Raw genomic sequence first — 13,465 nt, 5'->3', positions numbered from 1 at the left:
GTATCTTAAATTTTAACTTTAAACTATACTTTCGATGCCAATAAAACTTTTAAGGAGTGAAGTAAATGTCTATCGATGTTTATCTGAATTTCAATGGGAATTGCCGTCAAGCCGCAGAATTTTACGCGGAGGTATTTGGCGTTGAACGTCCACAAATCATGACCTTTGGCGAAACACCACCTGATCCCAATTTCACTCTTCCTGAAGAAGCCAAAGATTTAGTTATGCACACTCGCTTGAATATCGAAGGCAGTAATGTAATGTTCTCTGATGTTTTTCCGGGCATGCCTTTTGTAGAAGGAAATAACATTAGTCTTTCGGTAGTTAGTAAGGATTTGGATGGCATAAAGAAATATTTCCATAAGCTTAAAGAAGGCGGAAAAGTAGGTATGGAATTACAAGAAACCTTCTGGAGCTCGTGTTATGGTAGTCTAAAAGATAAATTCGGCATCGATTGGCAATTCAATTATGATGACGGACGAATGAATATGTAATAAAAATAACAACGAGTATGGAGTGGCTGTGGAACCTATTAATACAGGTGCAGCCTACCTCCAGCTCGTTGTTTCTTGTTCAAGCTCTTAGTCCATAATCAAATCATATACACTGACCTTCCGAATCCGTCTTGCAACTAACATGGATACCACATAAGCAACAACTAGAATGACAGCACACAGTAGAAGCACTTGAGACAGACTAACCGCCAGCTGAACGTTATAAATGCCTAGACTTGAAAGCAATAATACAAACGCCGAATCCGAGAAAAAATAACCTGCTAAACTCCCCAATAATACTCCAACTACAATCACCGGAAAAAGACTGAACGTAATCTGTGTCATCAAATTAAAGGTCGTATATCCGATACCTTTAAGAATACCGAATTCCCGCTTACGTTTCATAATCAACGTCTTAATCACCAAATACAAAATTAAACTAACCACTATAATTGTGACCGCGGTAATGACTGCTGTCATAGAAGATACTGCTGAAGTGAATGTACTGAGCGTACTTTCTAACATGTCTAAAATGTTCGTTACGTTCCATTGTCCAGGGAGACGTTCTTCAAGCTTTTGAATGAAGACTTGAGGATCTTCCCCTTCCTTTAAGTACACATTAATGGACTGGACTGAGTAATTCGGCTGCAATTTTCTCATTCCATCTTCTGTTATGGTAGCAACCATACCTAACTGATTAATCTGCTGGCTAAGACCAGTCACCAAATAATTTTGGGTTACCCCATTAAACGTAACTGGAATCTCGTCCCCAATCGATTTATTTTTCATTTTTGCAATTACACCGGATATCGCAATTTCATTATCAAAAATGGGCTGCCTACCTTTATAGACCGTCTGCGTCTCCAGCTTGGCATAATCATCAGATACACGGATCATAAAACTGGAATCATCTATAGAAGCTACTCTACCTTCCAATATGGAGATCTTCTGAACCTCAGGCATGGCCTCTACTTCTGCAAATATCTTTGGATCATGATCAGCTTTTTTTAGATCAAGTTGCAAATTGGTACGTTCTAGACCCACTAAATCTAAAACGGCTGAAGTATCCCCTTTAAAGTTAAAATTAAGGATGGAGCAAAATATACTCGAAAAGGTCAACCCTGCAACGATCAGCACGATCATAAAATTCTGCTTGGTCTGTCTAAATAAAGACTTCAGACTTAAGGCGAATTGCAAATTCAATGAAGTGCTCGCTAGTTGAAAATGATTTTTCTTAAAATTGTGGGTAAGAAGCCCGCTCTGAAGAGCTGCTATCGGAGTAATCCTTCGAATCTTTCTACTAGACAGGTAGGCAACTAAGAGAATCAGCACCGTAACGATAAGCAAACTCAACAAAGCACTTAATAATTCAAAAGTTGTCGGCCACAACAGTCCAACTGAAGACGAAATCATATTACCTACTAAGGGCATGACTAGAACAGAAATCAAACTTCCCGGTATGGAGGCCATTATAGACACTGAGACGAACTGTAAAAGAAATGAGGATATGATCTGCCTTGACGTATAACCGTTCGCTTTCAAAACACCGATGTTGGTTAGGTTATCCTCAATATTCCCGAAGATCTGAAACCTGATCACAATCAACGAGATTACAACCATGATCAATGCAAATACAATCAGAATAGCGGCTAAAATATTCACAAAAACACGGTTACCTTCGAGCCCCACATCAGTTCGCATGACTAAAAATGAACTTGTGTTTCCAGATCCAAAAATCTGTTCACTCAACTTTTGCTCCAGCTTGACTTCTTTCGCCCGTTCGTTTAATTGTACAGATAAAAAATTAAATTGAACTTCTTTCCCAAGCCGTTCCTCTAATTGCTTATAACCTTCATCGTTTAAAAATATTTTCAAAGCCCCATTCGTCAATGTCCCAAAAAGGGGTTCCTCCGTAAATCCACCGATGGTATAAGTAAATTTGTTGTTATCGTATTCAAACGAGATCGTGTCCCCAAGGTTATACCCTGAGCCTCCGTGAAAGATATACGGCAAATAAATTGTATTTTGATCCGCAGGTTCCAACCGAGAAGTGGTATTAAATAGTCCCATAGAGCGCTGCGAATCCTTATTAAGAATCAAGAAAGCAATAGCTGTATTGTTTCCCCCGTAGTTTATCTTTACATCAGGTAGCAGAAGCGCCGCCTCATTCTCCCATGTTTCAGTATAAGGATAGCTATCCACCAGAGATTCATAATTCTTCACATTCTCATTTAAAGGAAAATAAGCGGTGATATCAGGTGTATTTAGCTTCAATATTTTTTCTTGCTGAAAAGAATTAAGCTTCAAGCTGACCGTGAGGCCAATGTTCAGCAGCAGCGCAGCAATCATAATCAATACGAAGAGCGTAATCGTTGCACTTTTTCTTTTACGAATATTGGACCAAGCAAGCTTTCCTATTAAGCTTCTCATCCCTACCACCCCAATTCGGTCAGAAAGGACTGTAATTGCTGCTGCCGTTCAGGTCCACTATCTTCGCTATAAGGGGAAAGGCGCAAATCCCCGATGACTACTCCATCCTGCAGATACAAGATCCGATTACCACGCAGCGCAGTTTTGAGATCATGGGTTACCATAATTATGCTTTGCCCCTGCTTATTTACCTCGGTTAGGACACGCAGTACCCCTATTCCTGCTGAGCTATTTAGCGCTCCAGTCGGCTCATCCGCAAAGACCGCTTTTGGACTGTTGATCAGGGCCCGGATAATTCCGGCACGCTGAGCTTCTCCTCCTGAGATTTGTGCTGGAAACTTACCCCAGATGGTGTCATCCAGGCCTACATCTAAGAGCAGCTTTTTGGCTTTTTCCACAGCCCCAGCTCTATCCTTTTGGACAAGAAAAGCACTTGATAATACATTGTCGAGCACACTCATTGAATCGAGCAGATGGATCTGCTGAAACACAAATCCACAATTCTTCCGCCGGAATATCGCCAGCTGATCATTACTCATCGCCGTAATATCTTGACCTTCAAACAAGACCTCTCCAAGCGTTGGTTTATCCATTCCCGAAATGGCATACAGCAGTGTTGATTTACCAGAACCAGAGCTGCCCATGATAATCGTGAAATCACCATGATATAAGGTCAGATCCAGATTTTTTAATACATGCTGCTGAGTTCCTCCATGGGAAAAGGTTTTTCCAAGCTTATAGGTCTGCATCAATACTTTATTATTCACTTCGTTCATGTTGAACACTCCATTTACATTCATGCTCATTAATTACGCTAATAGTAACCCTAGCTCTACGCACAATATAATGGCTGCAATCACAGACTCATTCGTAATTGCAACCTAATCGTACGTTAAATGTTCTTAACATGTCTTTGTGCAATCCTTAGCGAATTCTTAATTCTATCCTGCTAAAGGAATCAGCAGCTTTACAGTAAATCCATCCTCCCGATTGGAGCATACAATGTCGCCCTGCATTTTTTGCATCATATAACGAGAAATGTACAGACCTAGACCTGCACCGTTCTGGCTCACGGCCAGACTGCCCCTAAAGAATTTATTGAATATTAAAGGCAATTCCTCCTCAGGGATACCCGGACCATAATCCAGAACATCAATCTCCAGATAATGATCCCTAATCTCGAATTGAATATCGATGGGTGTACCGGCGTAGGCATACTTATAGGAATTGTTCACCACATTATCGATGACCTGCTGCAGCCGTAAGGGATCCACCATAATGATGCAGTCTGGCACAGATGCTGCTGAAATCCGTTCGTAGAAATTCACATTATTTATAATTTGGGTCAGGAGGTGACTATGCTCCTCCGTTAAGCTGACTTTTAGTTCATTCAGTTCCTCCAAGGTGGAATGGAACATGTCTGTGACCAGACGATCAATCTGATCCGCTTTGGAATACAAGGTGTTTAGCTGTCTACTTGTCTTCTCATCTCTTGCGCTTAATAACATCAGTTCCGTAATCGCCTTCATCGAAGCGACGGGTGTCTTAATATCATGACTGAGACTAGCAACCAGCTCCTTCTTACTCTTATTCGCTAAATATTCACTGTGCCTAGCCGCCGCAAGCTCTTCCCGCATCATATCGAAGCTTTCGGTAAAAGCACCAAATAGATGATTACGATCCATCTCCAGAGGCACTTCAAGATCGCCTCTTGCGATATGCTTTGCGAATAGCTGCATTTTGCGAAACGGACGAAGAATGGATCTATTCAGGAACCAAATATAGAGGATGCCTAGAATTGTAAGCAAAAGCAGCATCGCAACTGAAACTTGTATAAATTGTTGTTTCATATGTATAAAAATCGTACGGTAATCATTATTAATAATTACTTTACCCACCAGCTGATCCTGAACAACAACGTCGACTAAGGTATCCCGATTATTGATAGCTTCATTAACGCTAACGGAAATCGCATTTTCAGTCTGATATTTTAGTTCACCAGAAGTATCAATAATGGCGAAATCATAGGGACTTTCCTTGTACAGTTTCGGCTCAAGCTTATCCCAATGCTGCTCTGTAAGCTTAACAATGGTATTGATCGCCACTCGGTCTGTTGAGGTCTCCACCTTCAAATTAAATATCAGCAATAAGAGAGTTATACTTGCAGCGAGTATAGTGAGCATCAGAGCTATCAGCAGTTTTTTAGTCATAGCTTATTTATCCTCAAAAGCATAACCGATGCCCCATACGGTACGGATGTACTGTGGATCGTTAGGATTCTGCTCAATCTTCTCACGAAGATGACGGATATGTACATTTAAGGTGCCATCTCCCGCAAAAACATCCCCCCATACCCCTGTAAATAGCTCCTCTTTAGGGATTACCCGATTTTTATGCTGGATCAAAAACTTTAGCAATTTATATTCCATTGTTTTCAGCTTGAGGGGTACGCCGTTAAGACTTGCCCTTCTGAGTTCGGGATCAATCTGGATGGGTCCGGATTCAAGAAGGGAGGACTCGGCTACAACTTCGTTGTTGTACCGTTTAAGCACCGCCTTTACTTTTGCCAGCAGCACTCTCAGGGTATACGGCTTATGAATATAATCATCTCCCCCGATATCTAGCGCAATTAATACATCATCCTCACTGGAGCGGGCACTAATAAACAGGATGGGAATCCCGGTCGTCTGACGCAGTTCTTTGCATAACTGGAAGCCGGATTCACCACCTAAATTAATATCTAGGAGTAACATCGACACCTGATGCTCACTCAAAAAGCTCCGACAGGCATCGGCGCTCGTAACAAATGCGGTTTGAACATCAAACAAATTAAAATATTCGCAGGTGGTCTCCGCAAGTTCAATTTCATCATCAATAATCAAACAATCATATCTCATCGATTTCTCTCCGCTTCAACTGAATTTATTATTATGTTAGAATATGCCTTTAAGGAGGGGTTACCTGTGGATACACAATTCCAGCGTCTGGAGCACTATTTAGATAAATACGAACAAAGCTGGCCATTAAGTGGCACAGTCTTAATAGCTCAGCGTGGAGAAATCAAGTTACATAAAGCGTACGGATATGCGAATCTTGAACATCAGGTCCCGAACACTTTAGATACCAAATTCCGGATCTGGTCACTTACCAAATCATTCACTGGCATGGCTATCCTGATGCTAAAAGAACAAAAACGTCTTAGACTGGAAGATCCAATCCTAAAATATCTCCCTCAGCAGCATGCACTAGAGGGGATTACCATCCTTCACCTGCTGGGACATACCTCTGGTATAGCCAACTACACTTCCATACCCGAATATAATCAAAAATTAAATAAGCTAAAGCTGACTCCACAGGAGATGTTTCAGCTATTTGTGAGTCAGCCCCCTGCATTTATGCCTGGCACTTCATTTGCCTATAACAACTCAGGTTATTATTTGCTGGGGATGATTATTGAGAAGATTACAGGGATGACATTTGAAGATTATATCACTACTTTTATATTACAGCCTCTGGGCATGGTAAATACAGGAGTTTATAACAACCAGCAAATTATTCCGAAATTAGCCTCGCCTTATCATTCTTCTTGGGGAGAGTATACTCAGGGGGAATACATAGATATGAGTTCTATCTTATCCGCTGGCGGGATGTATTCGACGGCTGCCGATCTTTTCCTGTGGGATCAAGCCTTGTACTCTGATCAATTAGTGTCTCATAACACCCTAGAGATGGCTTTTCATTCCAGTAATCTCAAATATCGATTCGGTTGGTTCTTGGACGAACGTTTTGATCGAAAAAGAATGTATCACGGCGGTGCCTATCGCGGCTTCCGAAGTGAACTGCATAGATACCCTGAAGATCAAACAAGCGTCATCATGTTGACTAATTATGATTGCGTACCCGTCACTAAGTTAACAGAATCGCTAGCTGGATTAGTATTCGGCGAACCTGAAAGGGTGCCTGTCTCTCCACATGCCTTCCCGCTTGATGACAGCATTTATGCTTCATATATGGGAACCTATGAGGGATATGGCTGCAAAGCGAGCGTGGAGCGTAGTGGGCAAGATTACTATTTTGTCTGGAATGATGTAGAGGTCACTCCCTTTTATCCAATCTCGGAAACAAGATTCCATCATACGAAGCATGATTCAGAGTATGAATTTAAGCGGAATGTACAGGGTGAGCTTTCATTTCTGGGGATGCACAAAAAACAAGACAAGTCTTAAATAGACCTGTCTTGTTTTTTTTGTTTGTGTTTACGCTAGGCCTTAGCTATAATGATGAACTCAGCCAGAAGCACAAGTAAGGCAGTAGCTACGCCAAGCGAATTAATTACCGTTAAAGCATCTGGGTAGCTTTCTTTCTTAAATTGCGAAAATAAAGATACCATCCATAATACACTGAAGAATAATGCGACCAATCCGGAAATAGCCTCACTATCCACTTTTCTGCTCCGCATAAAAAATCCTACAAGGCCAACAACGGTAAAAATCATGTATATAACAAGCTCTATGGATGTGATGACAATCGCCTCGCCTGCAGAGAACAAATGCATTAACATGTATTGAATCCCTAAACAAATAAACACAAGCTGGTTAAAAGAAACTTTGCTCACTCTCATAGCTTATCTCCTTTTAATTTAAGTAAACTGCAATAAAAAAGATAACGCTTTCATTATATCGATAATTAAAATAATCCTCTGTGACTTTCAGTACTCTTCCGATATCAGCCCAATCAAAACAAGCCCTGAACAAAAAAATCTCCTGGCAATATTGTTGCCGGAGATTTTATATTAGAGTTTAAATGCTGACATAAAGGATGTATCCAAAACAGCCAATTTTCTAATAAAACTTCGTCAAAAACAGGATCTCAATTAATGATGCATAAATTCACTAATTTTTAACAGCATTCAAAGCATCTAATTGGTCACTATGTCTTTTTTCTGTAAAAATAAGGCATAGGCACATACACCAGCAAGCTGCAAATGTAGAGACCATAGGAGCTACTTGTTGAGAAGCGTTTTTATTCAGTTCCATTGTTTAGTCCCCTCCTTTCAGTTTGTCATAGGGTCTGTTTTGAATACATCTCTTATGTCAGCATTGAGAATGATAGAGCGAAATTTCTATGCCACTACTTTAGATGTTTCGGTATAACTTCAATAAGTTTTTCTACAGTTAAGTCTTTGATTTCACGGACAAAAGAATCATTGATCTGGAATCCAAGTTCGTTCTCGAGATCTGTTAAAATATAAATGATATTTCTAACAGAAGTTACACCTAATAGATTGGTCGTTCTATCGAATTCTTTGACATAATTTTTGACTGTTTCTTCTATAACCTGTTCGTTTAGATACAACAACTCCTTCCCCTCCTTTAAATCATCGGAATATTATTTTGCAGCTCACTTATAATTCTTCTAAAAGCCTCTTCCTGACTTGTAGAATTAGAAAGATTAAAAGTATACATCCCCTCTTGAGAATAGGAATTGTTTTCCACTGAGTCCAGATAATCTACAGAATAGTATTCTAGTTGTCTTGCTTCTGGATTATATAAACAAACATTCTCAGAAATATGATAGTAATCAATATTAACGCCATATTTGTATAAACAAGTGGACTTCATTTCTTTCAAATGGGATTCTTCGTAATTTCCGTTATACAAACTTAATATTGTGATATCTGGTGTGACTGCATTACTGATTAGGAAAGGTATATACCCATATCCATTGGGAACTGAAGTGCTATACTTAAGAATGCTTCCTGGAACTCCAATAATAATGACATCTGGATTCTCAGCTTGTTCTATATATTTAATATAGGCATTAATACTCTCGACCTGTTCTGAAAACGTTAGATCATTGCCGTCTATAATGTCTGGGATTGTATGGTATCCCCATAATCTAGATAGTGCATTGCTGGAAATCAAACTCATCTTATATCCCGAATTGCGAAAGTTTTCACTTAGTTTAAGCTGCAAATTCCATTTTCCGCAGTTTTCCCCCATCCCCATAATTAAAATAACTGGGACGTCGATACTCGCTAATGCTTTCTGTTTCGATATAGAAGGATGCTCTAGATTCAGACATTCCCAACCCTCTATGGTTGATTGGTTTAATACAGTTTTCAATTCAGCCACGTACATAATATGCTTTCCCTTCTCTTCTGCAAGAGAAGTTAACCGGCAGTAACCTGATTCATCAACTTGAAATTGAGGCTTACATAATAACAGTACATCAACAGAGTTAATCAGATCATTTAAATAAAAGCTCTCTTCATCACATATTAAAGCCTTTTTAGTGTCGTCCACTTCATCGAATGACTCCCAGCCTTTTGGAACTACGGCATATATCAGCTCGAAATTCTGAAGCTCACTTTCTGTTAGCAATAAAGGCATCAGACCTTTATGAAAAGGGTAAACCGCCAGTTTTTTCTTCACAGTGAAATATCCTCTCTTTTAAACTGATATTTAAATTCCCTCATCATCGTATAGTTCTTCAAATTCTCTAATGCCGACGCTTTAACCCTGTTGCATTTGCTAAGCTTATAGCTTTCTGAATAATGTTCATCCTTTCCATTATCCGCTGCAGCGGGGCATATAGAGCAGCAATGAAAGGCCCAGCATTCTTTACAGTGTTGTTCCGTAACTGCTCCAACATTCAAAATTTCTCGAACCTTTTTAATATCAAAACCATCCTGAAGATTTCCCATTTTCATTAGTGAAGAATTTTCATCTATACGCTCACAAGGAAAAAAGTTACCGTTTACATCTACAAAAAGTTTTTTCAAGCCTGGTATACAAGTCCCGCTAGGATGAGCAATTTTTGGGGTCTCATTGATTGGCGAAAGAAACTCTTTGTAGCTATAAATGGTTTCAATATCACGTTTATGATAGGCCACAGGCTCTTCTTTTACTTTTCCTAGCAGCAATAGATATGCCTTCAAAGCTTCGTAATTTCGTTCTTCAAAATAAGCCTCACCATAAACGAATTCCGTCTCTGTATAGTTCATGGATAGTGTATTAAAGTTAACTTTAGAGAGGTCACTAACTCCTTCTCCCGCTCTAAAATAATCAAAGATTTCTTCGAACTTACCATCTGGACTAATAACTGTATTGAACTTCAGTTTTTGATATAGATCAGGATAGTTATCTCGAATATGTACAACATTACGATATACAATCTCATAGGAACCACGTCCATTTACAAACGTCCTATTTTCATTATGAACATCCTTCGGTCCATCCAGGCTAATCATAATGGATATGTTAAAATCACGAACTTCCCTTGCAAAACTATCATCCAGAAGTGTGCCATTAGTAGTCATACCAAAGGAAATTTCTTTGCCGCTGACTTTTTCCTGTGTATATTTCATAGTATCTATGATGAGTTTTTTTTCAATCAAAGGCTCCCCACCATAAAAAGCTACATGCAAGTGGTCCACGTCTTTAGAATGGGCTACAAGGAAATCAATCCCTTGCTGCAGAGTATCCCAGGTTATATTCAGGGCAGAATGTGAACGATTATTATAAATTTCATTGCTTGAGTAAGGACAGTAACCACAACGCAAGTTGCAATTTTGAGACATTTGAAAAGTGATTGAGTTAACACAGCGCTCTAACTGGTACTCCAACATTTGACTTGCCGGATGCTCAATTTGTAGAATCGGAGATTCAGCTAAAAGCCCTCTCTTTTGAAAATCTTTAAGCACATTTACATCAGCTTCCTCATAACTGCCTTCAGAAATATGACTTAACGCTTCATACTGATTCTGTTTGATTTTATAAATACTGTTTCTATTCATGTCATAGACGTAATGTAGATTCGCTCTCGTTTGAAAAGGAATAAAAGGCATCCGGGGTTTCCTCCCTTTGCGTACTAGTAATCATATCTCTAAAACTCTCCTGAGATGTATACAACTCATCAAAAGTTCCTATCCCAAGAACCTTGCCACCATTTAAATAAATGATCTTATCTAATCTCTTTAATACTTCCGGTCGATGCGTGATAATGATAGTCATCATATAACGATCTGAAGATAACAGTTCCTCGTTAAAAACCTGCTCCGAATAATAGTCATAGCTTGAGGTTGCTTCATCCAATAGCAGAATTTTTGTATCCTTACGTGCTAATGTTCGGGCAAGTGCTATTTTTTGTTTTTGTCCACCCGATAGTTTAGCGCCATTATAACCAATTCGAGTGTCCATTTTTTCGGGCAGGTCTTGGATAAATGAATATGCCCCTGATTGTTTGCAGCTTTCCAATATCTCAGTAAGTGTAAGTTCTTCAGAAATGTTGATATTGTTCGCCACAGTATCATTGAAAAGATAATTGTTTTGAGCCATCAAGCTCCATATTGAGCGATAGGATTCAAAAGTATACTCTTTCACATCTTTATCGTTTATTTTGATGCTGCCTTCAGTTGGCTCATAGAATCTTAGCAGCAGATTTACAACAGATGATTTGCCGCTGCCGTTCAAACCAATAATCGCTACTTTCTCACCTTTTTGAATGGTGAAATTCACTTGATCCAGAGCTTTTTCATTCTCATAAACCAAGGATACGTTTTCGAATTTCAGATCATTGATAGATATTGATTCTAATAATTCCTTCGCTTCCGGTTTATCAATTTCAGCATCCGTATTTAGAAATTTTAAAAACCGCTCAAAAGCTGGTTTCACGCTGGATAATTGAGTAATCAAATACGATATGATAGTAATTGGTTCAAATACCAATGATGAGTACGAAATGAAGGATACCAGACCGCCAATAGTGATTTCATCTTTTTGGATTAACCAAGCACCGTACAAGTAAAGACCACAAGTAAACAATGTCGTCATTAATGAACCCGATATACTATCAATAAATCCATAACGCATTAACTTGGATTTAGCATTTTTACTTCCATCCAGATTCACTTTCAGTTTCGCTAGTCGTTTTCCAGTAATCCCCCATACTTTTATCGCTTCAATGCCACTAATTGCATCCCCTAACCATTCTGAGAAATTTGATTGCAAGTGCATAATGATTTCATATACCTTTACTTGCTTTTTATATAAAAAACTGCTGATTAGCATTTTGACTGGAATTGTAGCGAGCATAACTAGAGTTAATTTCCAGTTAATATAAAACAATGCTGTTAAGCCGGCGAAAACTTTAAATAGATTAACGAAAGATGTTAAAAATTGCGTGTCTGTCAAAGACGATATGTTGGCGATATCTTGAAAAAGCTCAGACATCACTACTGAGAAATTTCTGTCTTTAAAAAATTTCGTGCGTACGGATAACACATGTTTACAAGCTTTCTTATTCAAGTCATATGGTATTCTCACACTTATTTCCTTATAGTAATAGAATTGAAAAATACCAAGTAATTGTTGGATAAGGAATATTAAAAAAATCAGTCCTACGTATTGAATAACTCGATAAAAATCCAAACCTAGAATACCAATGTCAATAAGTTGCTTGGTAAACCAAGGAGTCAAAAAGCTCCCTATAGAAGTCACCAACATAACAATACTGATTATCCAAATGTTTTTACGGTAAGGATGAAATAACTCTTTAATGCTGATCCATACTACATTGTATTTCATTTCACATAACTCCCCGCGACATATACTGAGACTAGCCTCATCCCATCTCAATACCAACAAAAAGAACAACAAAAACTACAATAGCTAGCAACGCACCTACAATAACGATCGTTTTTGGTGATCTATTACCCCTGTCCATTTCAATTCCTCCTTTATCTACGCGTGTATATCTCTTTTTCCAAACGAAATATAGGTGACAGACAAACTAATAGCTATGATAATCACAGGAATCAACACCACTTCCATAAAGCTCTTTGCTCCGGTTAGGACTATATGTTGTGAATTAACGACGTAGATTCCGGAAAACTTCATAACCTGAGTCGTTAAAGCATGGTCTGAAATCCCCCTTAACAATGCGGAGGAAGCATCACGGAAATAACCGGATATCATGAAGTCCCCGAATATAATTAGAAAAGTTACAACCACCGCTGAAGCCGTTCTTTTAATAAGAATACCTACCATAATGATTAGAGCAGCATAAGCTGATAAATAAAGGATATTTAATCCCAGTACACGGGAAACTTGAATCAAGTCAGCAGAAAAATTACGATTACCGATGTCAGTCCCAATTATCAAAGCAGCTATCATATAAGCGAGATAAAACACTACTGTAAATTGTAAAATCCACCATATAATAATTTTAAAAACAGAAAGGTATTTCCCCGTGATATAGATAAACCTACTTTGTCCGGAAGCCAGGATAACTTTGATAGATCCATATTCAAATCCTTCGGTTGCAAAAAAACATACGTAAACTGGAATAATAAAATAAAAAAATAAAGATAAAGGTGTCACAATCGTTAAGGGTTCCGCGAGATTACCGATTTCAAAACCACCTTTACCGCCAATCCAGATTGCTAGTACCAGACTTGCTATAAGGAACAGAAGAGAAATTCCCTTAAACATGATATCCCTTCTTATAAAGTAAGACTCAGCTTTCAGAAAATCCCTCAT

At 38.7% G+C, this 13,465-nt stretch carries 13 protein-coding genes; 2 read left to right on the top strand and 11 right to left on the bottom strand.

The window, feature by feature from the left end; translation table 11 throughout:
* The first annotated feature begins 65 nt into the window (after window positions 1-65).
* Window positions 66-494 carry a VOC family protein gene (locus ACQKMP_RS11705; RefSeq protein WP_042189935.1) on the top strand — a complete coding sequence of 143 codons (429 nt, stop codon included), beginning with the start codon at window positions 66-68 and terminating at the stop codon, window positions 492-494.
* Between the two features lie 87 nt (window positions 495-581).
* Here the strand turns inward: ACQKMP_RS11705 and ACQKMP_RS11700 are convergent, their stop codons facing one another.
* The 4 genes from ACQKMP_RS11700 to ACQKMP_RS11685 all read right to left on the bottom strand — a co-directional run bounded on the left by ACQKMP_RS11700 (window position 582) and on the right by ACQKMP_RS11685 (window position 5,821).
* Window positions 582-2,924 (bottom strand): ABC transporter permease, encoded by a 2,343-nt coding sequence (locus tag ACQKMP_RS11700; protein ID WP_427469404.1) that lies wholly within the window; start codon window positions 2,922-2,924, stop codon window positions 582-584.
* Window positions 2,925-2,926: 2 nt separating this feature from the next.
* On the bottom strand, window positions 2,927-3,700 hold the full coding sequence (locus tag ACQKMP_RS11695; RefSeq protein WP_405174628.1) for an ABC transporter ATP-binding protein: 774 nt from the start codon (window positions 3,698-3,700) through the stop codon (window positions 2,927-2,929).
* Between the two features lie 165 nt (window positions 3,701-3,865).
* Window positions 3,866-5,134, bottom strand: a complete 1,269-nt coding sequence (locus ACQKMP_RS11690; RefSeq protein WP_427469402.1) for a HAMP domain-containing sensor histidine kinase — start codon at window positions 5,132-5,134, stop codon at window positions 3,866-3,868.
* A 3-nt stretch (window positions 5,135-5,137) separates the two neighbouring features.
* Window positions 5,138-5,821, bottom strand: a complete 684-nt coding sequence (locus tag ACQKMP_RS11685; protein ID WP_076300532.1) for a response regulator transcription factor — start codon at window positions 5,819-5,821, stop codon at window positions 5,138-5,140.
* 66 nt (window positions 5,822-5,887) lie between these two features.
* Between ACQKMP_RS11685 and ACQKMP_RS11680 the strand changes: the two genes are divergently transcribed.
* Window positions 5,888-7,150, top strand: coding sequence for a serine hydrolase domain-containing protein (locus tag ACQKMP_RS11680; protein ID WP_427469401.1), 1,263 nt, complete (start codon window positions 5,888-5,890; stop codon window positions 7,148-7,150).
* Between the two features lie 35 nt (window positions 7,151-7,185).
* Here ACQKMP_RS11680 and ACQKMP_RS11675 read toward each other — a convergent pair whose 3' ends face one another.
* The 7 genes from ACQKMP_RS11675 to ACQKMP_RS11645 all read right to left on the bottom strand — a co-directional run bounded on the left by ACQKMP_RS11675 (window position 7,186) and on the right by ACQKMP_RS11645 (window position 13,465).
* Window positions 7,186-7,545, bottom strand: a complete 360-nt coding sequence (locus ACQKMP_RS11675) for a hypothetical protein (RefSeq protein WP_060622809.1) — start codon at window positions 7,543-7,545, stop codon at window positions 7,186-7,188.
* Window positions 7,546-7,816: 271 nt separating this feature from the next.
* Complete coding sequence (locus ACQKMP_RS11670; protein WP_156113154.1) at window positions 7,817-7,960, bottom strand: hypothetical protein; 144 nt, start codon at window positions 7,958-7,960, stop codon at window positions 7,817-7,819.
* Window positions 7,961-8,054: 94 nt separating this feature from the next.
* Window positions 8,055-8,282, bottom strand: coding sequence for a hypothetical protein (locus tag ACQKMP_RS11665; protein WP_042189946.1), 228 nt, complete (start codon window positions 8,280-8,282; stop codon window positions 8,055-8,057).
* Window positions 8,283-8,296: 14 nt separating this feature from the next.
* Window positions 8,297-9,358, bottom strand: a complete 1,062-nt coding sequence (locus ACQKMP_RS11660) for a TIGR04066 family peptide maturation system protein (RefSeq protein WP_076284642.1) — start codon at window positions 9,356-9,358, stop codon at window positions 8,297-8,299.
* Complete coding sequence (locus ACQKMP_RS11655) at window positions 9,355-10,773, bottom strand: radical SAM protein (RefSeq protein WP_405174633.1); 1,419 nt, start codon at window positions 10,771-10,773, stop codon at window positions 9,355-9,357. The genes ACQKMP_RS11660 and ACQKMP_RS11655 overlap by 4 nt, the downstream gene beginning before the upstream one ends.
* Window positions 10,724-12,511 carry an ABC transporter ATP-binding protein gene (locus ACQKMP_RS11650; RefSeq protein ID WP_427469400.1) on the bottom strand — a complete coding sequence of 596 codons (1,788 nt, stop codon included), beginning with the start codon at window positions 12,509-12,511 and terminating at the stop codon, window positions 10,724-10,726. Before ACQKMP_RS11650 ends, ACQKMP_RS11655 begins: the two co-directional genes overlap by 50 nt.
* A 156-nt stretch (window positions 12,512-12,667) precedes the next feature.
* Complete coding sequence (locus tag ACQKMP_RS11645; protein ID WP_076300537.1) at window positions 12,668-13,465, bottom strand: ABC transporter permease; 798 nt, start codon at window positions 13,463-13,465, stop codon at window positions 12,668-12,670.

Origin of the sequence: Paenibacillus sp. NPDC101420 (assembly GCF_050277435.1) — a bacterium.
In the GTDB taxonomy this organism is placed as follows: Bacteria; Bacillota; Bacilli; order Paenibacillales; family Paenibacillaceae; genus Paenibacillus_AQ.
This window is presented reverse-complemented; position numbering and strand designations above follow the sequence as displayed.

Coding starts and splice junctions, on each gene's coding strand:
- ACQKMP_RS11705 (WP_042189935.1), top strand. CDS start 66: ATGTCTATCGATGTTTATCTGAATTTCAATGGGAATTGCCGTCAAGCC.
- ACQKMP_RS11700 (WP_427469404.1), bottom strand. CDS start 2,924: ATGAGAAGCTTAATAGGAAAGCTTGCTTGGTCCAATATTCGTAAAAGA.
- ACQKMP_RS11695 (WP_405174628.1), bottom strand. CDS start 3,700: ATGAACGAAGTGAATAATAAAGTATTGATGCAGACCTATAAGCTTGGA.
- ACQKMP_RS11690 (WP_427469402.1), bottom strand. CDS start 5,134: ATGACTAAAAAACTGCTGATAGCTCTGATGCTCACTATACTCGCTGCA.
- ACQKMP_RS11685 (WP_076300532.1), bottom strand. CDS start 5,821: ATGAGATATGATTGTTTGATTATTGATGATGAAATTGAACTTGCGGAG.
- ACQKMP_RS11675 (WP_060622809.1), bottom strand. CDS start 7,545: ATGAGAGTGAGCAAAGTTTCTTTTAACCAGCTTGTGTTTATTTGTTTA.
- ACQKMP_RS11670 (WP_156113154.1), bottom strand. CDS start 7,960: ATGGAACTGAATAAAAACGCTTCTCAACAAGTAGCTCCTATGGTCTCT.
- ACQKMP_RS11655 (WP_405174633.1), bottom strand. CDS start 10,773: ATGCCTTTTATTCCTTTTCAAACGAGAGCGAATCTACATTACGTCTAT.
- ACQKMP_RS11650 (WP_427469400.1), bottom strand. CDS start 12,511: ATGAAATACAATGTAGTATGGATCAGCATTAAAGAGTTATTTCATCCT.
- ACQKMP_RS11645 (WP_076300537.1), bottom strand. CDS start 13,465: ATGAGGGATTTTCTGAAAGCTGAGTCTTACTTTATAAGAAGGGATATC.